38 protein-coding genes are annotated in these 22,706 nt (G+C 41.1%); all 38 read right to left on the bottom strand.

Translation table 11 applies throughout. The features are described from left to right. Positions 1–25 precede the first annotated feature (25 nt). A complete protein-coding gene (gene cysM, locus BUF13_RS15915; RefSeq protein ID WP_073572799.1) occupies positions 26–904 on the bottom strand; it encodes a cysteine synthase CysM in 879 nt (292 codons plus the stop codon). A 76-nt stretch (positions 905–980) separates the two neighbouring features. Further along, positions 981–1,826, bottom strand: coding sequence for a serine O-acetyltransferase (locus BUF13_RS15910; protein WP_073572798.1), 846 nt, complete (start codon positions 1,824–1,826; stop codon positions 981–983). A 23-nt stretch (positions 1,827–1,849) separates the two neighbouring features. Then, positions 1,850–2,401 (bottom strand): hypothetical protein, encoded by a 552-nt coding sequence (locus BUF13_RS15905; protein WP_073572797.1) that lies wholly within the window; start codon positions 2,399–2,401, stop codon positions 1,850–1,852. Further along, on the bottom strand, positions 2,382–2,669 hold the full coding sequence (locus BUF13_RS15900) for an FtsB family cell division protein (protein WP_073572796.1): 288 nt from the start codon (positions 2,667–2,669) through the stop codon (positions 2,382–2,384). Before BUF13_RS15900 ends, BUF13_RS15905 begins: the two co-directional genes overlap by 20 nt. Positions 2,670–2,763: 94 nt before the next feature. After that, positions 2,764–4,044: a phosphopyruvate hydratase gene (gene eno / locus BUF13_RS15895; protein ID WP_073572795.1), complete on the bottom strand. Its 1,281-nt coding sequence runs from the start codon at positions 4,042–4,044 to the stop codon at positions 2,764–2,766. Positions 4,045–4,064: 20 nt separating this feature from the next. Then, entirely contained in the window at positions 4,065–5,162 is a 1,098-nt protein-coding gene (carA, locus tag BUF13_RS15890) for a glutamine-hydrolyzing carbamoyl-phosphate synthase small subunit (protein WP_073572794.1), read from the bottom strand. A 119-nt stretch (positions 5,163–5,281) separates the two neighbouring features. Continuing rightward, on the bottom strand, positions 5,282–5,806 hold the full coding sequence (gene rplQ / locus BUF13_RS15885; RefSeq protein WP_073572793.1) for a 50S ribosomal protein L17: 525 nt from the start codon (positions 5,804–5,806) through the stop codon (positions 5,282–5,284). Positions 5,807–5,811: 5 nt separating this feature from the next. Then, positions 5,812–6,801 (bottom strand): DNA-directed RNA polymerase subunit alpha, encoded by a 990-nt coding sequence (locus tag BUF13_RS15880; protein WP_073572792.1) that lies wholly within the window; start codon positions 6,799–6,801, stop codon positions 5,812–5,814. A gap of 39 nt (positions 6,802–6,840) precedes the next feature. Then, positions 6,841–7,446, bottom strand: a complete 606-nt coding sequence (gene rpsD, locus BUF13_RS15875; RefSeq protein ID WP_073572791.1) for a 30S ribosomal protein S4 — start codon at positions 7,444–7,446, stop codon at positions 6,841–6,843. Between the two features lie 18 nt (positions 7,447–7,464). After that, positions 7,465–7,863 carry a 30S ribosomal protein S11 gene (gene rpsK, locus BUF13_RS15870; RefSeq protein WP_026956469.1) on the bottom strand — a complete coding sequence of 133 codons (399 nt, stop codon included), beginning with the start codon at positions 7,861–7,863 and terminating at the stop codon, positions 7,465–7,467. Positions 7,864–7,878: 15 nt separating this feature from the next. After that, positions 7,879–8,256: a 30S ribosomal protein S13 gene (gene rpsM, locus BUF13_RS15865; RefSeq protein WP_073572790.1), complete on the bottom strand. Its 378-nt coding sequence runs from the start codon at positions 8,254–8,256 to the stop codon at positions 7,879–7,881. A 4-nt stretch (positions 8,257–8,260) separates the two neighbouring features. Continuing rightward, the gene (gene ykgO, locus BUF13_RS15860) at positions 8,261–8,377 is read right to left on the bottom strand and encodes a type B 50S ribosomal protein L36 (protein ID WP_009053196.1); all 117 of its coding nucleotides are present in this window, start codon (positions 8,375–8,377) and stop codon (positions 8,261–8,263) included. A gap of 6 nt (positions 8,378–8,383) precedes the next feature. Further along, the gene (gene infA / locus BUF13_RS15855) at positions 8,384–8,602 is read right to left on the bottom strand and encodes a translation initiation factor IF-1 (RefSeq protein ID WP_026953285.1); all 219 of its coding nucleotides are present in this window, start codon (positions 8,600–8,602) and stop codon (positions 8,384–8,386) included. 1 nt (position 8,603) lies between these two features. Then, complete coding sequence (gene map / locus BUF13_RS15850; RefSeq protein WP_073572789.1) at positions 8,604–9,377, bottom strand: type I methionyl aminopeptidase; 774 nt, start codon at positions 9,375–9,377, stop codon at positions 8,604–8,606. A gap of 1 nt (position 9,378) precedes the next feature. Then, positions 9,379–10,698, bottom strand: a complete 1,320-nt coding sequence (gene secY / locus BUF13_RS15845) for a preprotein translocase subunit SecY (RefSeq protein WP_073572788.1) — start codon at positions 10,696–10,698, stop codon at positions 9,379–9,381. A 4-nt stretch (positions 10,699–10,702) separates the two neighbouring features. Beyond that, on the bottom strand, positions 10,703–11,149 hold the full coding sequence (rplO, locus tag BUF13_RS15840) for a 50S ribosomal protein L15 (protein ID WP_073572787.1): 447 nt from the start codon (positions 11,147–11,149) through the stop codon (positions 10,703–10,705). Between the two features lie 2 nt (positions 11,150–11,151). Next, positions 11,152–11,331 (bottom strand): 50S ribosomal protein L30, encoded by a 180-nt coding sequence (gene rpmD, locus BUF13_RS15835; protein WP_073572786.1) that lies wholly within the window; start codon positions 11,329–11,331, stop codon positions 11,152–11,154. Positions 11,332–11,336: 5 nt separating this feature from the next. After that, a complete protein-coding gene (gene rpsE / locus BUF13_RS15830) occupies positions 11,337–11,855 on the bottom strand; it encodes a 30S ribosomal protein S5 (protein ID WP_026956463.1) in 519 nt (172 codons plus the stop codon). Positions 11,856–11,860: 5 nt separating this feature from the next. After that, positions 11,861–12,211, bottom strand: coding sequence for a 50S ribosomal protein L18 (gene rplR / locus BUF13_RS15825; RefSeq protein WP_073572785.1), 351 nt, complete (start codon positions 12,209–12,211; stop codon positions 11,861–11,863). Positions 12,212–12,217: 6 nt separating this feature from the next. Further along, a complete protein-coding gene (gene rplF / locus BUF13_RS15820; RefSeq protein WP_073572784.1) occupies positions 12,218–12,775 on the bottom strand; it encodes a 50S ribosomal protein L6 in 558 nt (185 codons plus the stop codon). A gap of 9 nt (positions 12,776–12,784) precedes the next feature. Beyond that, positions 12,785–13,180 (bottom strand): 30S ribosomal protein S8, encoded by a 396-nt coding sequence (rpsH, locus tag BUF13_RS15815; RefSeq protein ID WP_073572783.1) that lies wholly within the window; start codon positions 13,178–13,180, stop codon positions 12,785–12,787. Positions 13,181–13,262: 82 nt separating this feature from the next. Further along, positions 13,263–13,532 (bottom strand): 30S ribosomal protein S14, encoded by a 270-nt coding sequence (gene rpsN / locus BUF13_RS15810; RefSeq protein WP_073572782.1) that lies wholly within the window; start codon positions 13,530–13,532, stop codon positions 13,263–13,265. Positions 13,533–13,534: 2 nt separating this feature from the next. Next, positions 13,535–14,095: a 50S ribosomal protein L5 gene (rplE, locus tag BUF13_RS15805; protein WP_073572781.1), complete on the bottom strand. Its 561-nt coding sequence runs from the start codon at positions 14,093–14,095 to the stop codon at positions 13,535–13,537. After that, the gene (gene rplX / locus BUF13_RS15800) at positions 14,088–14,432 is read right to left on the bottom strand and encodes a 50S ribosomal protein L24 (RefSeq protein ID WP_073572780.1); all 345 of its coding nucleotides are present in this window, start codon (positions 14,430–14,432) and stop codon (positions 14,088–14,090) included. The genes rplE and rplX overlap by 8 nt, the downstream gene beginning before the upstream one ends. Positions 14,433–14,434: 2 nt before the next feature. Beyond that, positions 14,435–14,803 (bottom strand): 50S ribosomal protein L14, encoded by a 369-nt coding sequence (gene rplN, locus BUF13_RS15795; RefSeq protein WP_026956456.1) that lies wholly within the window; start codon positions 14,801–14,803, stop codon positions 14,435–14,437. Between the two features lie 2 nt (positions 14,804–14,805). Continuing rightward, positions 14,806–15,069 carry a 30S ribosomal protein S17 gene (gene rpsQ, locus BUF13_RS15790; RefSeq protein ID WP_073572779.1) on the bottom strand — a complete coding sequence of 88 codons (264 nt, stop codon included), beginning with the start codon at positions 15,067–15,069 and terminating at the stop codon, positions 14,806–14,808. An 18-nt stretch (positions 15,070–15,087) separates the two neighbouring features. Further along, positions 15,088–15,270 (bottom strand): 50S ribosomal protein L29, encoded by a 183-nt coding sequence (gene rpmC, locus BUF13_RS15785; protein WP_073572778.1) that lies wholly within the window; start codon positions 15,268–15,270, stop codon positions 15,088–15,090. Positions 15,271–15,279: 9 nt separating this feature from the next. Continuing rightward, positions 15,280–15,699, bottom strand: a complete 420-nt coding sequence (gene rplP / locus BUF13_RS15780; RefSeq protein WP_073572777.1) for a 50S ribosomal protein L16 — start codon at positions 15,697–15,699, stop codon at positions 15,280–15,282. Positions 15,700–15,722: 23 nt separating this feature from the next. Continuing rightward, the gene (gene rpsC, locus BUF13_RS15775; RefSeq protein WP_073572776.1) at positions 15,723–16,454 is read right to left on the bottom strand and encodes a 30S ribosomal protein S3; all 732 of its coding nucleotides are present in this window, start codon (positions 16,452–16,454) and stop codon (positions 15,723–15,725) included. A 9-nt stretch (positions 16,455–16,463) separates the two neighbouring features. After that, on the bottom strand, positions 16,464–16,856 hold the full coding sequence (gene rplV, locus BUF13_RS15770) for a 50S ribosomal protein L22 (RefSeq protein WP_073572775.1): 393 nt from the start codon (positions 16,854–16,856) through the stop codon (positions 16,464–16,466). 2 nt (positions 16,857–16,858) lie between these two features. Further along, positions 16,859–17,137: a 30S ribosomal protein S19 gene (gene rpsS, locus BUF13_RS15765; protein WP_026956450.1), complete on the bottom strand. Its 279-nt coding sequence runs from the start codon at positions 17,135–17,137 to the stop codon at positions 16,859–16,861. Between the two features lie 2 nt (positions 17,138–17,139). Continuing rightward, complete coding sequence (gene rplB, locus BUF13_RS15760; RefSeq protein ID WP_073572774.1) at positions 17,140–17,964, bottom strand: 50S ribosomal protein L2; 825 nt, start codon at positions 17,962–17,964, stop codon at positions 17,140–17,142. A 13-nt stretch (positions 17,965–17,977) separates the two neighbouring features. Next, positions 17,978–18,265: a 50S ribosomal protein L23 gene (gene rplW, locus BUF13_RS15755; RefSeq protein ID WP_073572773.1), complete on the bottom strand. Its 288-nt coding sequence runs from the start codon at positions 18,263–18,265 to the stop codon at positions 17,978–17,980. A gap of 4 nt (positions 18,266–18,269) precedes the next feature. Then, positions 18,270–18,899 carry a 50S ribosomal protein L4 gene (gene rplD, locus BUF13_RS15750; protein WP_073572772.1) on the bottom strand — a complete coding sequence of 210 codons (630 nt, stop codon included), beginning with the start codon at positions 18,897–18,899 and terminating at the stop codon, positions 18,270–18,272. Positions 18,900–18,902: 3 nt separating this feature from the next. Further along, positions 18,903–19,535, bottom strand: coding sequence for a 50S ribosomal protein L3 (gene rplC, locus BUF13_RS15745; protein WP_073572868.1), 633 nt, complete (start codon positions 19,533–19,535; stop codon positions 18,903–18,905). A gap of 248 nt (positions 19,536–19,783) precedes the next feature. Beyond that, entirely contained in the window at positions 19,784–20,089 is a 306-nt protein-coding gene (gene rpsJ, locus BUF13_RS15740; RefSeq protein WP_024284766.1) for a 30S ribosomal protein S10, read from the bottom strand. Between the two features lie 12 nt (positions 20,090–20,101). Then, positions 20,102–22,225, bottom strand: a complete 2,124-nt coding sequence (gene fusA / locus BUF13_RS15735; RefSeq protein WP_073572771.1) for an elongation factor G — start codon at positions 22,223–22,225, stop codon at positions 20,102–20,104. Positions 22,226–22,230: 5 nt separating this feature from the next. Then, entirely contained in the window at positions 22,231–22,698 is a 468-nt protein-coding gene (gene rpsG, locus BUF13_RS15730) for a 30S ribosomal protein S7 (protein WP_073572770.1), read from the bottom strand. Between the last annotated feature and the right edge of the window lie 8 nt (positions 22,699–22,706).

The raw sequence follows: 22,706 nt of genomic DNA, 5'->3' as shown, positions 1-22,706 counted from the left end.
TTAAATATTCAAGCTTCCAATACCTTTATCCAAACAAATCCGAACTCAGGTATCTATCTCCCCTATCGCAAGTAATACAAACGATCACTCCTTTGTCCAAGGTTTTGGCAAGCTCGATGGCAGCATAAAGTGCTCCCCCGCTACTCATACCAGCTAGAATCCCTTCTTCCTTGGCCATTCTTCTGGTCATTTCAGTAGCCTGATCCTGACTGACATCAATCACCTGATCTACTCGAGAAGAATCAAAAATAGCAGGCAAAAACTCAGGAGACCATCTTCTGATTCCTGGGATACTTGATCCATCCGTCGGCTGAGTCCCTACAATTTGAACTTCGGGATTCTGCTCCTTCAGATACATAGATACTCCCATAATTGTTCCTGTAGTTCCCATAGCGGATACGAAATGAGTAATCTCACCTTTTGTATCATTCCAAATTTCAGGTCCAGTTGATTTATAATGAGCTAAATAATTATCCGGATTTCCGAATTGATTGAGCATGAAATACCCTTCTTCTTGATTCATTTGCTCAGCCAAAGTTCTGGAGTATTCAATTGTTTTTGCCGCTGGGGTCAAAATCACTTTGGCTCCGTATGCCTCCATAGAAAGCACTCTTTCACGTGTAGAGTTATCTGGCATAATCAGAGTCATATCTAAGCCCAATACTTTAGCCACCATCGCTAATGCAATTCCAGTATTACCACTAGTAGCCTCCACCAGCTTATCACCCTTTTTGATTTCACCACGATCCATTGCCGAGCGAAGCATATTGTAGGCAGCTCGATCTTTGACACTACCTCCTGGATTTTGCCCTTCCATTTTGCAATAGATCTTCACATTGGGATTAGTTGGAATATGCTCCAATTCTACCAAAGGGGTATTTCCGATTAATTCAAATAGCTTCATAAATAATGGATTTAAAAAGTCTTTTCATCCTATATCTGGAACTGGAAAGACTTCTAGAGTTTAATAAAAAAGGGAATTAGGATGCTTCGCTTTGATCATTTTTGAAAACATAGCGATCTGTCACTTCAGAGTCAGCATGATACATCTGCGACTGATAATAAACTTTCGACCCGGGATCCACTGACTTTGTCAACCAGACATTTCCTCCGATTACGGAGTTTTTGCCGATCACAGTTTTTCCTCCCAAGATGGTCGCTCCAGCATAAATAATCACGTGATCTTCAATAGTGGGATGACGTTTGATATCTGCATCTGCTTTGTCCACACTAAGTGCACCTAAAGTTACACCCTGATAAACTTTTACATTTTCACCAATAATAGTTGTTTCCCCTATTACCACTCCTGTACCATGATCTATGCAGAAATGCTTCCCAATAGTGGCTCCTGGATGTATATCAATCCCAGTTCTACTATGTGCAAATTCGGTAATCATTCTAGGGATCAATTGAACTCCTTGAATATGTAACTCATGGGCGATTCGATAGGCAGCTATCGCAAAAAAACCTGGATAAGATCTAATAATCTCTGTCTTGGATTTTGCAGCTGGATCCCCTTCAAACATCGCATCAACATCCCAATGGATCCAGTCAAATATTTTTTCTAACGACTGGAAGAAATCGTGGGCAATAACCTTTCCTTCTCGCTCGTGTAATTGAGGGTTTCTTTCCAAAATTGCGGCAAGAGTAAATTCTAGTTCAGAGAATCTTTCAGCAATTTCTTCACGCTCTTTTAGTCTATTTACACTGTATTCTGGGAATATTGTCCCTAATAATTCTTCGAAAAAAGCTTGAATTACCTTTGGAGAAGGGCAATCCGAGCATTGCCTATGAGCATGATAAACCTTATCTATAAAAGAGTCCATATTAAATGGGATTGGATTTCCTATTACATCACAAAACCCAAACGGATCACATAAGGTTCGCTATAGGGAGACCTTTTATTATCGTAAAGGACATTGTATAAGAAAGTGAAATTGGCACCACCTCTTCCTCCTCCGAAGGGAGCAAAGTATCCTCCTCCTAAGAAAAGTGCATTGGACCAAATCCTTTCGAAGCGATCGGAGACTAAATTGTAATTATCGAAATTGATGGCTTCATATTCCCCATGTAGGAAAACATTGGGCAATACATTGAATCGATTGAAGAGTCTACCTCCATAAGAAGAAGCTTGACCTCCGTAATATCTTTTATCATTGAAATACTGATAGGTAAGGCCAACACCGGCTGAATATCTCGGTGTGATCATTACGCCTACCAAAGGTGAAAAGTCAACCAAAGTAACTGTTCCAAACTGCATCCCGAAATTTCCCCCAAAGTATAGTCGGTCTTTAAGAGAAGTGGAATCAGAATAAATATCTCTTTGAGCTTGGGCTTGGATTCCTACCACAAATAAGAATCCAAAAAGAAGTATAAAAAGCTTACTTTTTGACAACAACATACAAGTCCTCCGTTTCTTTTTTCATTAAGTATTTTTCACGGGCAAACTTTTCCAAAAGTTCCGGATTGCTCATCAATTCCTCTCTTTCGGCTTTAATCTTAACTTTTCGCTCCTTGTAAAACTCTTTCTGATCTTCCAGCTGCCCTAGCTTTTGGCTAAGTTTAAATTGGTTGACCACATTATTTGAGTCAATAAAAATCATCCAGGCGAGAAAAAAGAGAGTTACCAATCCGTAAAAATTCCCTCCAAGCTTTAGTAATTTCTTCATATAAAATTGGGTTCTCCTCGAAAGTACAAAAATGGTGCAAAAAAAAGCAGCCTTGAATCAAGGCTGCTTTCTATTTTACTTATCAATTGGAATATTATAAGCTTCCTTTGAATACTGCTGAGTCACCTAATTGCTCTTCGATTCTTAGCAATTGATTGTACTTAGCCATTCTATCAGAACGAGAAGCAGAACCAGTTTTGATCTGTCCTGTGTTCAAAGCTACTGCCAAATCAGCGATAGTTGAATCTTCAGTTTCACCAGATCTATGAGACATTACAGCAGTGAATCCAGCTTTGTGAGCCAAATTTACAGCATTGATAGTCTCGGTCAAGGTTCCAATTTGGTTTACTTTGATCAAGATAGAGTTTGCAGATTTCTCAGCGATACCTCTTTCTAGGAACTTCACATTGGTTACGAACAAGTCATCACCTACCAATTGAACTTTGTCACCGATTTTCGCAGTCAACATCGCCCAACCTTCCCAGTCTTCTTCAGCACAACCATCTTCGATAGAATCGATCGGATATTTTTCTGTCAAAGAAGCCAAGTAATCAACTTGCTCAGCTCTGCTTCTGATCACACCAGTATCTCCTTCAAATTTCTTGTAGTCGTAGTTTCCATCAACGAAGAATTCAGAAGATGCACAGTCCAAAGCGATAGTCACATCATCACCTGCTTTGTAACCAGCTTTTTCGATAGCATCTAGGATACATCCAAGAGCCTCTTCAGTACCTCCAGAGAAGTTAGGAGCAAATCCACCTTCATCACCTACTGCAGTACTCAAGCCTTTGTCATGAAGGATTTTCTTTAAGCTATGGAAAATCTCAGTACCCATACGGATAGCTTCAGAGAAGTTAGGAGCACCAACTGGACGGATCATGAACTCCTGGAATGCAATAGGAGCGTCAGAGTGAGAACCACCGTTGATGATATTCATCATTGGAACTGGAAGGGTATTAGCATTGACACCACCTACGTATCTGTACAAAGGCTGTCCAGACTCCATAGCTGCTGCTTTAGCAACTGCCAAAGAAACACCCAAAATAGCGTTCGCACCTAGCTTACCTTTAGTTGGAGTACCATCCAAGTCAATCATGATCTGGTCGATCATATTTTGCTCGAATACATCCATTCCTACCAATTCAGGAGCAATCAAATCATTTACATTGGCAACGGCTTTCAAGACACCTTTACCCAAATATTTGCTTTTATCTCCGTCTCTAAGTTCTACTGCTTCATTTACACCTGTAGAAGCACCACTAGGAACTGCTGCACGTCCAAAGGCACCATTTTCGGTATACACATCCACCTCTACAGTTGGATTACCTCTTGAATCGAGGATTTGTCTTGCATGAATTGATTGAATCAACGTCATAGTCTAAAAGGTTTATAAAATTAATTTTGGTTTATTAAAGCGATAAAGTCGTCAAAAAGGTAGCGTGAATCATGCGGCCCTGGAGATGACTCTGGGTGATATTGCACTGAAAATGCTGGTTTATTTTTCAATTTGATACCAGCAACTGTATTATCGTTCAAGTGAACGTGAGTGATTTCTACATCAGGATGGTTTTCGGAATCTTCTCTCACGATATTGAAACCATGGTTTTGGGAAGTGATTTCACTTTTTCCAGTTACCAAGTTTTTGATCGGGTGATTAATCCCTCTATGTCCATGGTGCATTTTGTAGGTAGAGATACCTACTGACTCAGCCAAAAGCTGGTGTCCTAGGCAAATTCCAAATACAGGCTTACCAGTGTTCAAGATGTCTTTTACAGTATCTACTGCATAATCCATTACTGCTGGATCACCCGGTCCGTTGGAAAGGAAGTAAGCATTTGGAGCCCATTCTTCCATTTCAGCCAACTTTGTTTTGGCAGGATATACCTTACAATAAACACCTCTAGAAGCCAAGTTTCTAAGGATGTTCTTTTTGATACCGAAGTCAAGGCAAGCAACTTTGATTGGAGAACTTTCTTCTCCATAGAAATAAGGCTCCTGAGTACAAACCTGAGAGGAAAGTTCCAGCCCGTTCATATCAGGAAGTTTTTCCAATTCAGCCTTCAATCCTTCCAAATCCCCTTCGAATTCAGAGCTAATGATAGCATTCATCGCTCCTTGGGATCGGATATGTCTTACCAATTTTCTGGTATCAATATCAGCTATACCAGTGATTTGATATTTTACCAGGTAATCCTGAAGGGAACCATCCCCATCTAGTCGGGAATAAACTTCAGAGAAACTATTTACTACAATACCACCGATAGTAGGGTGTTCTGATTCTACTTCCTCATTGTCTACACCGTAGTTACCGATGTGAGAGGTCGTAGTGACAATTACCTGACCAGTATAAGAAGGATCTGTATAGATCTCCTGATATCCAGTCATACCAGTATTGAAACAAATCTCACCGCCATTTGTGCCGGGGTTACCAATCAATGAACCGTGAAATACAGTTCCGTCTGCTAGAAGTAAGGTTGCTTTTTGTTTTAACATTTTCGATATAATTGCCCCAAAGTTAAATATTTATTGGGAGGAGGAGGAATGTCTAGGCATAAAAAAAGGATTGAACCAATGCCCAATCCTTTTCAATATTTAAACTGAAATTCAAATTATTATTTTTCTTCAGTTTCAGGAGAATCTGTAGAAGCTTCAGGAGCTTGAGTTTCTTCAGCTTTAGCCTCAACTGCAGGTGCAGCAGGAGCCGCTTCTGAATTTCCAGAGCTTCTTCTAGATCTTCTTGTAGTTTTCTTAGCTGGCTTAGCTTCTTTCAACATCAATTCGTTGAAGTCAACCAATTCGATGATACACATTTCTGCGTTGTCACCCAATCTGAATCCAGTTTTGATGATACGAGTGTATCCACCTGGACGAGTACCAACTTTAGCGATCACTTCACCAAACAAAGCAACGATTGCTTCTTTGTTTTTCAAGTAAGAGAAAGCTACACGTCTGTTGTGAGTAGTATCTTCCTTTGCTCTAGTGATCAAAGGCTCCACATATTTCTTCAATTCTTTTGCCTTGGCAAGCGTGGTAGAGATACGCTTGTGAAGAATCAGGGAGGTAGCCATGTTGGAAAGCATTGATTTCCTATGAGCAGCCTTCCTTCCAAGGTGGTTAAATTTCTTACCGTGTCTCATTTTATTTATTCTTCATCAAGTTTATACTTTGAAATATCCATTCCAAAGGTGAGCCCTTTTTCCTGAATCAACTGCTCCAACTCAGCTAGGGATTTCTTACCGAAGTTTCTGAATTTCATCATGTCAGAAATTTCAAGCTTTGCAAGATCACCCAAAGTCTTCACGTCAGCAGCCTTCAAGCAATTGAAAGCACGTACGGAAAGATCCAGGTCGCTTAGAGAAGTTTTCAACAATTTTCTCATGTGAAGGAATTCCTCATCGATAGGCTCTGGCTCAGCGACACCTGTAGAATCAAGTACCATAGTCTGATCAGAGAATAGCATGAAGTGCTGGATCAAGATTTTAGCAGATTCTTGAAGGGCTTTCTCAGGGTGGATAGATCCATCTGTAGAAACCTCAAGGATCAATTTCTCGAAGTCAGTTTTTTGCTCCACACGGGTATTTTCTACGCTATACTTCACGTTTTTGATAGGCGTGAAGATGGCATCGATGGCGATTTGCCCAAATACCTGCTCTTTTGGTTTGGATTCTTCAGCTGGTAGATAACCTCTTCCTTTTTCCACAACCAATTCGATTTCGAAGGTTTTGGTTTCGTCGATGTGACAGATCACTTGATCTGGATTCAACACCTCGAAAGAAGAAGTGAACTTGGCAATGTCCCCGGCAGTGAAAACTGACTGATCTTTCACCTCAACAGTGATTTTTCCATCAAATGCTTCGTGCACTTTCTTGAATCTCACTTGCTTAAGGTTCAAAATAATGTCAGTAACATCCTCCACTACTCCATCAATGGTAGAAAACTCATGCACTACTCCAGGTATTTTGATGGATGTGATGGCATAACCCTCCAAGGATGAAAGCAAAATTCTTCTCAGGGCGTTACCGATAGTAACTCCATAGCCTTTTTCTAGTGGTTTGAACGTAAACAAGCCATGGAAGTCATCGGCTTTCTCCATCACCACTTTTTCGGGCATTTGAAATGCTAGTATGGACATATATCTTGTTCTTTGTTTAAAAGCTGAAAATAGTAAATATTACTTAGAGTATAGTTCGACGATGAGCTGCTCCTTGATATTTTCTGGAATATCATCTCTAGTAGGCACACTGACGAATTTGCCGGACAAAGAAGCACCATCCCACTCTAACCAGGAATATTTGTTGGCACCTCTACCAGCTAAGCTATTTGTAATAGCTTCCAAAGACTTGGAACGCTCTCTTACAGAAACCACATCACCTGGCTTCAAGATGTAAGAAGGAATGTTCACTACTTCACCGTTAACAAGAATATGCTTGTGAGCTACCAATTGTCTCGCACCTCTTCTAGTAGGGGAAATCCCCATTCTATAAACGGTGTTGTCCAATCTAGCTTCTAGCAATTGAAGAAGGTTTTCACCAGTGATACCTTGCTTTCTGGAAGCGATATCAAACATTTTGGCAAATTGTCTCTCCAATACTCCGTAGATGTATTTAGCTTTTTGTTTTTCAGCAAGCTGAATCGCATATTCTGATTGCTTCTTTCTTCTTCCACGACCGTGTTGTCCTGGAGGATAGTTTTTCTTTTGAAGCGCTTTGCTATGTCCTTCGATAGCTTCGCCAAACTTACGGGCGATCTTTGCTTTTGGACCTCTATATCTAGCCATTCTGTTACAATTTTTTGATTAAACTCTTCTACGCTTAGGAGGACGACATCCGTTGTGAGGAAGTGGAGTCACATCAACAATAGTAGTCACGTCCAATCCAACATTTTGTAAAGTTCTGATCGCAGATTCACGACCAGCACCTGGACCTTTTACGAATACTTCGATTTTTCTCAAACCTAAGTCGTAAGCAACCTGTCCGCAGTTTTGAGCGGCCATTTGTGCAGCGTAAGGAGTGTTTTTCTTAGAACCTCTGAAACCCATTTTACCGGCAGAAGCCCAAGAGATTACTTGTCCCGCATTATTGGTAATAGAGATAATGATATTGTTGAAGGAGGCTTTAATGTGTGCCTGACCTACAGCTTCTACCTTTACTACTCTTTTTTTACCTTTAGCTTTATCGTTTCTTTTCTGAGCCATAATCTAATTCAGGTTTTATTTAGTTGCCTTCTTCTTGTTAGCAACAGTCTTTCTCTTACCCTTCCTTGTTCTGGCGTTGTTCTTGGTATGCTGACCACGAACTGGAAGTCCTTTTCTGTGTCTCAAACCTCTATAACAACCAATATCCATTAGTCGCTTGATGTTCAATTGGATCTCTGACTTCAGGACACCTTCGGTTCTGAATTCTTCGGCAATAATATTACGGATAGCGGTTGACTCATCGTCAGTCCACTCACCTGCTTTTTTGTCGAAGGAGATACCGGCTTTGCTCAGGATCGCCTTGGCGGAGCTTTTTCCAATTCCGAAGATATAGGTAAGCCCGATTTCGCCACGCTTATTGTCTGGTATGTCTACACCTGCAATTCTAGCCATAATCTTAACCTTGTCTTTGTTTAAACTTAGGATTCTTCTTATTGATGACGTAAAGTTTTCCTTTTCTTCTGATCACCTTACAGTCAGCACTTCTCTTTTTGATAGATGCTTTAACTTTCATATCAGTCTATTTATATCGATATACTATTCTGCCTTTTGTCAAGTCATAGGGAGACAGCTCTAATTTGACACGATCTCCAGGAAGGATCTTAATGTAATTCATCCTCATTTTACCGGAAATATGTGCGATCAATTGATGTCCATTCTCCAGTTCCACTTTAAACATGGCGTTTGACAACGCTTCCGTAATGGTTCCGTCTTGTTCTATTGATGTTTGTTTTGCCATCTTAGAATTTAAAATTCTCTTCTATGTACTTGTGTGAGGTCAACACCTCAGTTCTATCTTCGAAAATCGCTACTGTATGCTCATAATGGGCTGAAGGTTTTCTATCCGAAGTTCGGATTGTCCATCCATCCCTTTCCTGGACTATGTTTCTAGATCCAAGATTGATCATGGGCTCAATTGCAATTACCATCCCTGCCTTTAACAGAGGACCACTCCCCTTTTTACCATAATTGGGTACTTCTGGAGATTCATGCAAGTTTTTTCCTAAACCGTGTCCAACCAATTCTCTTACTACAGTGTAGCCTTTGGCTTCAACAAATTTTTGGATTGCATTTCCAATATCACCAATACGGTTACCAAAAATTGCCTTTTCGATTCCTAAGTAAAGCGAATCTTTAGTGGCTCTAAGTAAATCTAAAACAGGAGTGGAAACTTCACCAACGGGGTAAGTATAAGCGGAATCGCTATGAAAACCTTGGTGAAAGACTCCACAATCTACTGAGATTATATCGCCATCTTTCAATTCATATTTGCTTGGAAATCCATGAACAACTACTTCGTTCACAGAGATACAGAGAGAAGCAGGGAAGCCATTGTATCCTTTGAAAGAAGGAACTCCGCCATTATCCCTGATAAACTCTTCAGCAATTTTATCTAGGTGAGAGGTCTTTACCCCTACCTTGATATGTTTGGCTACTTCCCCATGGGCTTTTGCCAAAATATCAGCACTTTCTTTTATTTTCTGAACTTCTTCCGAAGTCTTGTAATGAATCATCTTAAGCTACTTGGTAATTAGAAGGATTATTCTTCATATTACCAGACTTCATCATTCCTTCGTAATGTCTCATCAAAAGATAACTTTCAATTTGACGAAGGGTATCCATGATTACACCCACCATGATTAGTAGAGATGTACCACCATAGAACTGTGCAAATTCACCACCAACTCCAGCAATAATTGCCAAAGCAGGAAGAATCGCTACAGCTGCCAAAAGAACAGATCCCGGCAAAGTGATTCTGGAAATGATACCGTCAATAAAGTCTGCAGTTGGCGCGCCTGGCTTAATACCTGGTACAAAACCACCATTTCTCTTCATATCCTCAGCGATTTGCTCAGGATTCACTGTGATAGCAGTGTAGAAGAATGTGAAGATGATGATCATCGCTGCAAACAGTAAGTTATACTGCCAAGAAGTGAAATCGGAGAAGGTGGTACCAATGTAGTTAGCAATGTCATTTTCGCTAGCCCAGATCTGAGCGATCAAAGCCGGAACGAACATCAATGATTGAGCAAAGATGATTGGCATTACACCAGAAGCATTCACTTTGATAGGAATGTACTGGCGCTGTCCTCCATAAACTTTACCCCCAACTACTTGCTTTGCATACTGAACAGGGATTCTTCTTGTCGCTTCTGTCAATGCAACTACACCAACAACTACAAAGAACAATACCGCTGCTTCAATCAACAAAAGCAACAATCCACCAGAACCTTTTTCTAATACTTCAGCAATAATAGCTCCTGGAAAACGGGAGATGATCCCAATCATGATCAACATAGAGATACCGTTGCCGATACCTTTTTCAGTAATCTTTTCGCCCAACCACATACAAAACATGGTACCTGCGGAAAGTAATACTAAAGAGCTGAACATGAATAAGGAAGTACTCACCATCACTGCACCAGTTGGAAGGATAGTAGCGGTCACATAACCGATACCCTGCGCAATAGTGATCAAAATAGTAAGTACACGGGTAATCTGGTTGATTCTTTTACGACCAGATTCCCCTTCCTTTTGCATTTTTTGAAAGTAGGGTACTCCGACAGTCAACAGTTGCAACACAATGGAAGCAGAGATATATGGCATGATACCTAGACCGAAGATGGAAGCGTTACTGAACGCTCCACCTAAGAAAGTATCAATCAAGCCGAAGATTCCTTCTGGAGTTCCTCCTAATTTAGAAGGATCAACTCCTGGAAGAACTACGTAAGAACCCAATCTGAAGATGATCAGGAAACCGACCGTATTCAGGATTCTAACTCGAAGATCTTCGATTGAGAAAATATTCTTAACTGTCGAAATAAACTTTTTCATTTAATTAAATCTTGTTTACCGAACCACCCGCTTTTTCAATGGCAGCGATAGCGCTGGCAGAGAAGTTATGAGCAGTTACTGCTACTTTGGAACTCAATTCACCTCCGCCCAAAATCTTGATTTTGTCGTTTTTAGAAGCGATTCCGTGAGACACGAAAGCATCCAAATCGATTGTTTCAAGATTGTAAGTTGCTGCAAGGTTTTGCAAGGTATCCAAATTTACCGGTTTGAACTCAACTCTGTTAAAGCTTTTGAAACCAAATTTAGGAACTCTTCTTTGAAGTGGCATTTGACCACCTTCAAAACCTAATTTAGTTTTATAACCGGATCTTGATTTAGCTCCTTTATGACCTCTAGTAGAAGTACCACCTCTACCGGATCCAGGACCACGACCAATACGCTTACGGTTCTTGGTTGATCCTTCAGCTGGTTGTAATGTATGCAGTTTCATAATTAAGCTTCCTCCACTTTTACAAGGTGACTAACTTTATTAACCATACCAGCAATCTGAGGAGTTTTTTCAACTTCTACAGTTTTGTTGATTTTACCAAGACCCAAAGCTGTGATAGTAGCTTTTTGATCTTTTGGACGGTCAATAACAGATTTGGTTTGTGTGATTTTAATCTTAGCCATGATGATTATCCATTAAAAACTTTAGACATTTTCACACCTCTCTGCTGAGAAACAGAGATAGCATCTCTTAGTTGCATCAATGCATCGATAGTAGCTTTCACTACGTTGTGAGGGTTAGAAGAACCTTTGGACTTAGCTAATACGTCAGTCACACCGGCAGATTCTAACACTGCACGCATCGCACCACCAGCGATTACACCGGTACCGGCAGCAGCAGGCTTGATCAAAACGAAACCTCCACCAAATTTACCAATTTGCTCGTGAGGGATAGTTCCTTTCAAAACTGGTACTTTTACCAAGTTTTTCTTAGCGTCTTCGATGCCTTTGGTGATAGCATCAGTTACTTCATTGGCTTTACCCAATCCGTAACCTACTACACCATTACCATCTCCTACTACTACAATCGCAGAAAAAGAGAACCTTCTACCACCTTTAACCACTTTGGCTACTCGGTTGATAGCTACTACTTTTTCTTTTAATTCTGTATCTGTAGCCCTAATAGGCTTTTTTCTTAGTTGAGACATGCTGATTAAAATTTAAGGCCTCCCTCTCTGGCACCATCTGCCAAAGCTTTCACATTTCCGTGATACAAGTAGCCATTTCTGTCAAATACTACCTCGCTAACACCATTGGCAACGGCTCTTTCAGCAAGCTTTTTGCCCACTTCTTTAGAGACAGATACGTTGGCGTTTTCTTTAGCACCCAACTCTTTGGAGGATGCCTGAGCCAATGTATGACCCTTAAGATCATCCACCAACTGTGCATAGATACCAGTATTACTTTTGAATACTGATAAACGTGGTCTGGAATCGGTACCGGAGATCTTTCTGCGGATACCCTGCTTGATTCTAAGTCTTCTGGAATTCTTATTAAATGCCATAACCTATTATTTTTTACCGGCAGTTTTACCAGCCTTACGTCTAATTTGTTCACCAACGAAGCGTACACCTTTACCTTTGTAAGGTTCGATCTTACGAAGAGATCTGATTTTGGCAGCTACTTGTCCAATCAATTCTTTGTCGATAGACTCCAAAGTAATGATTGGGTTCTTTCCTTTAGCAGTTTCAGCTTTCACAGCTACATCTGCAGGAAGTGCAAAGAAAATGTTGTGAGAGTAACCCAAAGACAATTCAAGTACCTGTCCTTGGTTAGTCGCCTTATAACCCACACCAACAAGCTCCAATTCTTTCTTGAACCCTTCAGAAACACCGATCACCATATTGTTGATCAAAGCTCTGTAAAGTCCATGCATAGACTTGTGTCTTTTTGAGTCGGTAGGTCTAGAAACAACGATATCGTTGCCCTCCACTTTCACCTCAATATCAGGATTCACATCCTGGCTGAGTGTACCCTTTGGACCTTTAACAGTCACCACACCTTTTGTAGCAACGTCTACAGTAACACCGCTGGGTAGATTTATTGGTTTTTTACCTATTCTTGACATGATAGTAAATTAATATACGTAGCAAAGTACTTCGCCCCCGATACCTTCAGTGCGGGCTTCTTTGTCAGTCATTACCCCTTTAGAGGTCGAAACTACAGCGATACCCAAACCATTGATAACTCTAGGTAGCTCATTGTGTTTCGCATATTTTCTTAAACCTGGCGTACTAACACGCTTCAAGCTCACGATTGCATTCTTCTTAGTAGTAGGATTGTACTTCAAAGCGATCTTGATAGTGCCTTGAGGTCCATTCTCCTCGAACTTATAGTTCTGGATATACCCTTTGTCATGCAATACTTTTGTGATCTCCTTCTTGATGTTAGAAGCAGGTATCTCGACGATTCTGTGAGAAGCCTTGATGGCATTTCTCAATCTTGTTAGATAATCGGCTATTGGATCAGTCATGATATTATATAGTCTAGCTGCACCCGTTTTGGGCGTGCAAAGTTACGAATTGATTTTTTAAATAAAAACTACTGTCGTTATTTTACCAGCTGGACTTAGTCACTCCCGGAATTTTGCCTGCTGCGGCCATTTCTCGGAAGGTTACCCTGTTGATACCAAACTTTCTCATGTAGCCTTTAGGACGACCAGTAAGTTTACATCTGTTATGAAGTCTTACCGGAGAAGCGTTCTTTGGCAATTTGTCAAGGGCCTCATAATCGCCAGCTGCTTTCAGCTCAGCTCTTTTTTGGGCATACTTGGCTACCAGACGTTCTCTTTTTCTCTCACGAGCTTTGATGGACTCTCTTGCCATGATTATTCTTGATTATTTTTATTAACGAACGGCATTCCGAAAGCCTTCAACAATGCGAAGCTTTCTTCGTCAGAATTTGCGGTAGTCACAAACGTGATATCCATACCGGAGATTCTGTTTACTTTCTCAATAGAGATCTCTGGGAAAATGATTTGTTCAGTTACACCCAATGAGTAGTTACCTCTACCATCAAATCCTTTGTCAGAAACACCTTTGAAGTCACGAACACGTGGAAGTGCCACGGTCATCAATCTATCAAGGAATTCATACATTTTGGATCCTCTCAAAGTAACTTTAGCTCCGATAGGCATTCCTTCTCTCAACTTAAAGTTGGAAACAGAAGTTTTTGCTTTAGTAGCTACAGCTCTTTGGCCAGTGATCAAAGAAAGCTCTTCCACACCCTGGTCCACCAATTTCTTGTCAGCCACAGCAGCTCCGATACCTTTGTTCAAGACGATTTTCTCCAACTTAGGTACTTGCATTACGGAAGAATACTGGAATTTCTCTTTCAAAGCAGGAACGATATCGTTCACATACTTATCTTTCATTCTAGGATTAGCCATTGATCACCTCCCCTGTTTTCTTAGAGTATCTTACTAATTTACCATTATCACCTGCCTTGCGACCAGTTCTGGTAGCTTCACCAGTTTTAGGATCTACAAGCATCAGGTTACTGATATGTACTGGAGCTTCTTTCTTCTCAATACCACCTTGAGGCTTCGCTGCAGTTGGCTTTACGTGTTTAGTCACGATATTAATACCTTCTACAAACGCTCTGTTTTTAGCAGTATCTACAGAAAGAACAGTCCCTGTTTTTCCTTTGTCATCACCTGCGATCACCTTCACGGTGTCTCCGGTTTTGATATGCAACTTTTGTTGCTTGTTGAATTTTCTTTCCATGATTACAATACTTCAGGGGCCAAAGAAACGATTTTCATAAACTGCTTCTCTCTCAACTCTCTGGCAACTGGCCCGAAGATACGAGTACCTCTAGGCTCATCGTTGTTGTTCAACAAGACAGCAGCGTTGTCTTCAAATCTGATGTAAGATCCGTCTTTACGTCTTACTTCTTTTTTGGTTCTTACGATAACCGCTCTAGAGACGGTACCTTTTTTCATGTTGCTGGAAGAAAGGGCTGACTTTACAGTCACGACAACTTTATCACCGATAGAAGCATATCGCTTTTTAGTTCCTCCCAATACGCGGATGACCAATACCTCTTTGGCACCGGAGTTGTCCGCCACACTTAGTCTGGATTCTTGCTGTATCATGATTACTTAGCCCTTTCTATAATTTCAACTAATCTCCAACGCTTGTTCTTACTCAGCGGACGAGTTTCGCTAATTTTAACGAGGTCACCTTCGTTACACTCGTTTTTCTCGTCATGAGCCATAAATTTGGTAGTCTTGGCAACGAACTTACCATAGATCCCGTGCTTAACTCTACGTTCCACGGCTACAGTAATGGATTTATCCATTTTGTTGCTTACGACTTTACCAATTCTTTCTTTACGAAGATTTCTTTCGATCGTAGCCATTTTCTTTTCTGTTAGCTATTATTTCGCAGCCAATGCAGTCTTCAATCTTGCGATCAGACGCTTGGTCTCGCGGATTCTGTTAGGATTCTCAATAGGAGAAATTGAGTGAGCAAACTGTAGCTTGCTCAGGTTCGTTTTCTCAGCGCTGATTTTCTCAGCGATTTCACTTGCGGAAAGTGAAAGGATCTCTGTATTTTTCATAGTTCCTAATTATTCTGCGTAGTCTCTACGAACAACAAATTTGGTACTAACTGGAAGTTTCTGCTGAGCCAATCTCAAAGCTTCTCTTGCAGTTTCGATAGGTACACCTGTAGCTTCGAAGAGGATGGTTCCTGGCTTGATAACTGCTACCCAATACTCAGGAGCACCTTTACCTTTACCCATACGTACTTCAGCAGGCTTCTTGGTGATAGGTTTGTCAGGGAAAATTCTGATCCAAACCTGACCTTCTCTTTTCATTGCTCTTGTCATCGCGATACGAGCTGCCTCGATCTGACGAGAGGTGATCCATCCTGCTTCAAGGGACTTGATGCCAAAGTTGCCAAAAGAAAGCGTATGCCCTCTTTGTGCAATGCCTTTGACACGGCCCTTTTGCATTTTTCTATATTTAGTTCTTTTCGGCTGTAACATGATTTCTCACTTATCGGTGAAAATTAGTTATTTCTTTTTCTACGTCTTGGACCACCGTCTCTCTTAGGACCAGCATTTCTTCCACCCTTAGGCTCGTTAGCTGCACCTTGATTTGGAGACAAGTCTCTCTTTCCGTACACTTCACCTTTGAAGATCCACACTTTGATACCGATGATTCCGTATACTGTCAAAGCTTCGGAGATCGCGTAATCAATGTCTGCTCTCAATGTGTGAAGAGGAATTCTTCCTTCTTTGTACATTTCAGAACGTGCCATTTCGGCACCGCCCAATCGACCAGAAAGTTTAATTTTGATTCCTTCTGCTCCCACTCTCATGGATGCTGCAATGGCTTGCTTCATTGCTCTACGGAAGGAAATTCTAGCCTGAAGCTGCTGAGCGATAGACTCACCCACCAATTTGGCATCCAATTCAGGTCTTTTGATTTCAAAGATGTTGATTTGAATGTCTTTGCTGGTAAGCTTCTTAAGCTCTTCTTTAAGCTTGTCTACTTCGGCTCCACCTTTACCAATAACTACACCTGGACGAGCGGTATGAATGGTAAGTGTGATTCTCTTAAGCGTACGCTCAATGATCACCTTAGCAATCCCACCCTTAGGAATTCTGGCAAGGACGTACTTACGGATTTTTTGATCTTCGTATAGTTTTTCAGCAAAGTCTTTTCCACCATACCAGTTGGAATCCCAGCCTTTGACTACACCAAGTCTAAATCCTATTGGGTTGATCTTTTGTCCCATAGTCTGTTCTTAATTTGCCTTTTCGTTTGTTTCTACTACATCAGCGGTAACTTCTGGAGCGTTGAATGCATCAACTACTAGAGTTACATGATTGGATCTCTTGCGGATTCTATGACCACGACCTTGAGGAGCAGGTCTCAATCTCTTAAGAGATCTACCTTCATCCACCATGACGGTTTTGATATATAGATCAGCTTCCTCAAGCTTTGCATCCGGGTTTTTAGCTTGCCAGTTGGCAACCGCAGAAAGAAGAAGTTTTTCCAATCTAATGGATCCATGATTTGGAGTAAACTTCAATATGCTCAATGCCAATCCCACTCTCTTGCCTCTGACCAAGTCAGCTACAAGACGCATTTTGCGTGGAGAGGTAGGAACGTTGTTTAATCTTGCTACTGCTTCCATGATTATCTCTTTCCTTTATCTTTTTTGGCAATGTGGCCTCTGAAATTTCTGGTAGGAGCAAATTCACCTAGCTTGTGACCTACCATGTTGTCTGTTACAAATACCGGGATAAACTTGTTTCCGTTATGCACAGCGAAGGTATGTCCTACGAAATCTGGAGAAATCATAGATCTTCTTGACCAAGTCTTGATGACAGATTTCTTTCCTGATTCGTTCTGAGCGTCTACTTTCTTTACCAGGTGATGCTCGATATAAGGACCTTTTTTTAATGAACGTGCCATATTTATTTAGATCTTTTGCTAACGATGAACTTGTTTGAATACTTTTTAGGAGATCTGGTCTTCTTACCTTTAGACAATAGACCCTTACGAGATCTAGGATGTCCACCGGAAGATCTACCTTCACCACCACCCATTGGGTGATCGACTGGGTTCATAGCCACACCTCTTGTACGAGGTCTAACTCCAAGCCATCTCTTACGACCAGCTTTACCCAATACCACGTTCATATGGTCACCATTGGATACAGTACCAATAGTTGCCATACAGTTACCCAAAACGAGTCTCATCTCTCCGGATGGAAGTTTGATGGTCACATATTTACCCTCACGAGCAACAATCTGTGCATATCCACCAGCACTTCTTACCATTGCAGCACCTTTTCCTGGCTTCATCTCAATACAGTGTACAATTGTACCCATTGGGATGTTAGACATGTGCATTGCGTTACCCACTTCAGGAGCAACTTGCTCTCCGGAAATCACTGTTTGTCCTACTTGCAAACCTTCCGGGGCGATAATGTAGGCTTTAGCACCGTCAGCGTAATAAAGTAGGGCTAGACGTGCTGTTCTATTTGGATCGTACTCAATTGCCTTTACGGTAGCAGGTACGCCAAACTTATTTCTTTTGAAGTCTACAATTCTTAGTCTTCTCTTATGACCACCACCCATATAGCGAGCGGTCATTTTGCCTTCATTATTTCTACCGCCTGACTTCTTGATAGGGGCAAGAAGAGATTTTTCTGGTTTTGACGCTGTGATTTCGTCAAAAGCAGGAGCTACTCTAAATCTTGTCCCTGGAGTTACAGGCTTCAACTTTTTAATTGCCATGATATTGATTCAATTAAATTTCTCCGTAAAAATCAATTACCTCTCCATCAGCTACTTCAACGATTGCTTTCTTGAAAGCATTGGTAAAGCCTGATACGATTCTTGTCTTGGTGTATCTTGTCTTATGCTTCGCAGCATATCTCATGGTACGTACTGATACCACTTTCACACCGTATGCTTTTTCTACAGCATTCTTGATTTCTGGTTTCTTCGCAGTTTTTTCTACGATGAATCCATAAACGCCTTTTTCGTTCATGGCAGAAATCTTCTCTGTAATCAAAGGCTGCTTTAGAATATCCATTGTCTTATTTCGATAAAATGGTTTCCAATTTACTTACAGATCCTTCGCAAAGAACCAAATGGTCTGCGTTAAGAAGCTGGTAAGTATTTACATCATTTACAGTGACAACTTTCGCTTTAGGAAGGTTTCTGCTAGATAGGTAAACGTTCTTGTTGTCTTCAGGGAGAACCAAAAGCGTCTTCTTATCGGATAGCGCCAATCCATTAAGCAATGCCAGATAAGCTTTTGTCTTTGGAGAATCAAATGCAAGATTTTCCAATACAGACAAGCTGTTGTCTTTCACTTTGTAAGAAAGTGCAGATTTTCTAGCAAGTTGTTTTACTTTTTTATTCAATTTGAAGGAGTAGTTTCTTGGTCTTGGACCGAAAACTCTACCTCCGCCTCTGAAAAGTGGAGACTTCAAAGATCCAGCTCTGGCACCACCGGTACCTTTTTGCTTTTTGATCTTCTTAGTAGATCCAGCAATTTCATTTCTTTCTTTAGACTTATGAGTACCTTGTCTCTGATTTGCTAGGTACTGCTTTACATCCAGATAGATCGCATTGTCATTTGGCTCGATCGCGAAGATCTCATCAGACAACTGCACTTTTCTTCCGGTGTCTTCTCCTTTTTGATTGATTACTGCTAATTCCATGGCTTACTTCTCTAGAATTACATAAGAATTTTTTGGACCTGGTACTGAACCGGACACTAGAAGGAGATTTTGCTCAGGATAAACCTTCAATACTCTAAGGTTCAATACTTTCACTCTATCACCACCAGTTCTTCCAGCCATTCTCATACCCTTGAATACTCGGGATGGCCAAGAACATGCACCAATGGAACCTGGGTGTCTTTGTCTGTTGTGCTGACCGTGAGTTTGTCCACCCACACCACCAAAACCATGACGCTTCACTACACCTTGGAAGCCTTTACCTTTAGAAGTACCGATAGCATCGACGAAGTCACCTTCAACGAAAACTTCTCCGGCCTTCACCGTAGCTCCGAGATCAACCTGGCCGTCAAATTCGACCCTGAACTCACGAAACTCAACAACTTTCTGCTTCGGCGTGGTGCCGGCCTTTTTAAAATGACCGATCAATGGCTTAGGAGTGTTTTTCTCCTTTCGCTCACCATAAGCCAACTGCACTGCGTTGTACCCGTCTGTTTCAACGTTTTTTACTTGCGTCACTACGCAAGGACCAGCTTCTATTAGCGTGCATGCGACGTTACGCCCATCGGCACTGAAAATGCTAGTCATTCCTACTTTTTTACCTATAATACCAGACATCTTTTTTAAGATAATTTGATAATCCACAAGCGTTTATGCGCTTGGGCCCTTTTTAAGGACTGCAAAGTTACTGAAATAAAATTCTGCAACAAATCCCAACTCCTATATTTTCAAACATTTAGGAAAATTTTCGTCTGAAAACAGCTCCAAATACTGGAGGTTTCAGAGAGAAATTTCATTTATTTATATAAAAACAAAAGACCTGCAGGGAAATGCAGGCCTTTTGATATATAAAGTTTCAGGTTTTGTCAAACCTTGATCTCTACGTCAACTCCACTTGGAAGCTCGATTTTCATCAAAGCATCTACAGTTTTAGAAGAGTTAGAGTAGATATCTACCAATCGCTTGTAAGTACAAAGCTGGTACTGGTCTCTAGCTTTCTTGTTTACGTGTGGAGATTTCAACACAGTAAACTTTTCTTTCTTAGTTGGCAATGGAATAGGTCCCACTACAACTGCACCAGTTGCTTTTACAGCCTTCACAATCTTCTCTGATGACTTGTCCACCAGGCTATGATCGTATGATTTTAATTTTATTCTGATTTTCTGATTCATCGCAAATATTGATTAGTCTTTCTGACCTTTTACGTTAGCAATTACTCCCTCTGCTATGTTGTTTGGTACTGACTCATAGTGAGAGAATGTCAAAGATGCAGTTGCTCTACCGGAAGAGATGGTTCTCAAGTCGGTAATGTAACCGAACAACTCAGACAATGGAACAGCAGCTTTGATTACAGATGAAGTACCTTTGGTATCCATACCTTTCATCAAACCTCTTCTTCTGTTCAAGTCACCAGTGATAGGACCAGTGTACTCATCAGGAGTCACAACGTCTACAGACATGATCGGCTCTAGCAATTGTGGCTTACACTTCTTAGCAGCTTCTTTGAAACCAATTCTTGCAGCTAATTCGAAAGAAAGAGCATCTGAATCGACATCGTGGAAAGATCCATGGAACAATCTTACTTTCATAGACTCAACAGGATAACCTGCCAAAGGTCCATTCTTCATAGATTCTGCAAAACCTTTCTGGATAGCTGGGATGAATTCTTTAGGAATCACACCACCTACGATATTATTTACGAAGTCCAAACCTGGCTTAACCTCTCCTGTTTCAGGATCAGCTTCTTTCGGACCTAGTTCGAATACGATATCCGCAAATTTACCTTTACCACCAGACTGCTTCTTATATACTTCTTTGTGTTCAATAGAACCAAACAAAGCTTCTTTATAAGCAACCTGAGGAGCACCTTGGTTGATTTCCACTTTGAATTCACGCTTCAATCGATCGATGATGATATCTAGGTGAAGCTCTCCCATACCTCTCAAGATAGTCTGACCAGTTTCATGATCAGTGTTTACTTGAAGAGTTGGATCTTCTTCTACCAATTTAGCGATCGCCATACCTAGCTTATCAACGTCCGCCTGAGTCTTAGGCTCAATAGCGTAACCGATTACTGGCTCAGGGAAGATCATGGACTCAAGAACTACCTTACGGTTTTCAGCACAAAGGGTATCCCCTGTTTTGATATCTTTAAATCCTACAACCGCACCAATATCTCCTGCTCTCAAAGCGTCGATTTGGTTTTGCTTGTTAGCGTGCATCTGGAATACTCTGGAGATACGTTCCTTGTTTCCAGAACGGCTATTGAAGATGTAAGAACCAGATTCCAAAACTCCGGAGTAAGCTCTTACAAAGCAAAGTCTACCCACAAATGGGTCAGTTGCGATTTTAAATGCCAAACCTGCAAATGGCTCATCTTCGTTTGGAGCGATTACTACATCTTTCTCCTCATCGTTCAAGTCATGAGCAATGATATTATCCTTGTCAAGTGGAGATGGAAGCAATTCCATTACCAAGTCAAGCATGGTTTGTACACCTTTGTTTTTGAAAGAAGATCCACATACCATAGGGACAATTTTCATGTCGATGGTTGCCGCTCTCAAAGCAGCCAAGATTTCTTCTTCAGTGATAGAGTCTGGATCCTCGAAGTATTTCTCCATCAAAGACTCGTCATACTCAGCGACAGCTTCAAGCAAATGCTCTCTCCACTGCTCAACTTCTTCAAGCATGTCTTCAGGAATAGGAACTTCATTGAAAGTCATTCCCATGTCTTCTTCGTTCCAAACAATAGCTCTGTTGTTGATCAAATCAACAACTCCTTTGAATTTGTCTTCAGCCCCGATAGGGATTTGCAAAGGCACTGCATAGCTTCCTAGCATTTCCTTCACTTGCTTACAAACTTCAAGGAAGTTAGCACCAGCACGGTCCATTTTGTTAACGAATCCGATACGTGCTACTTTATAGTTATCAGCCAAACGCCAGTTGGTCTCAGACTGAGGCTCTACACCGTCCACAGCACTGAACAGGAAAACCAAGCCGTCCAATACACGAAGGGAACGGTTCACCTCTACGGTAAAGTCAACGTGCCCTGGGGTATCGATGATGTTGATCTGATATTTTTGGTCTCTATAGTTCCAGAACACAGTGGTAGCAGCAGAAGTAATGGTGATACCTCTTTCTTGCTCCTGGGCCATCCAGTCCATGGTAGCTGCTCCATCGTGAACCTCACCGATTTTGTGAGATACACCAGAATAAAAAAGAATACGCTCAGTGGTAGTAGTTTTACCAGCATCAATGTGAGCTGCGATACCGATGTTTCTGGTATATTTTAAGTCTCTTTTAGCCATCCTAATTAAAATCTAAAGTGAGAGAATGCTTTGTTAGCTTCAGCCATTCTGTGCGTATCATCTTTTTTCTTCACAGCAGCACCTTCACCTTTGGCAGCTGCGATGATTTCGCCAGCAAGTCTGTCCATCATTGTCTTCTCACCTCTTTTACGAGCGTAGGTGATCATCCACTTGATTCCAAGGGCCATCTTTCTCTCTGGTCTGACTTCCATTGGAACTTGGAATGTAGCACCACCAACTCTACGACTCTTCACCTCAACGGATGGAGCAATATTGTTAAGCGCTTTTTTCCAAACCTCAAGACCATTCTCACCCACCTTAGATTCTACTTTTTCGATAGCATCGTAGAAAATGGTGTAAGCAATACTCTTCTTCCCGTCGTACATCAGACTGTTTACAAACTTAGTCACCAAGGTATCATTGAACTTGGGATCAGGAAGAATATATCTCTTCTTTGGTTTCGCTTTTCTCATTTTTTCTT

The sequence above is a fragment of the Algoriphagus zhangzhouensis genome (assembly GCF_900148515.1).
Classification (GTDB): Bacteria; Bacteroidota; Bacteroidia; order Cytophagales; family Cyclobacteriaceae; genus Algoriphagus; species Algoriphagus zhangzhouensis.
This window is presented reverse-complemented; position numbering and strand designations above follow the sequence as displayed.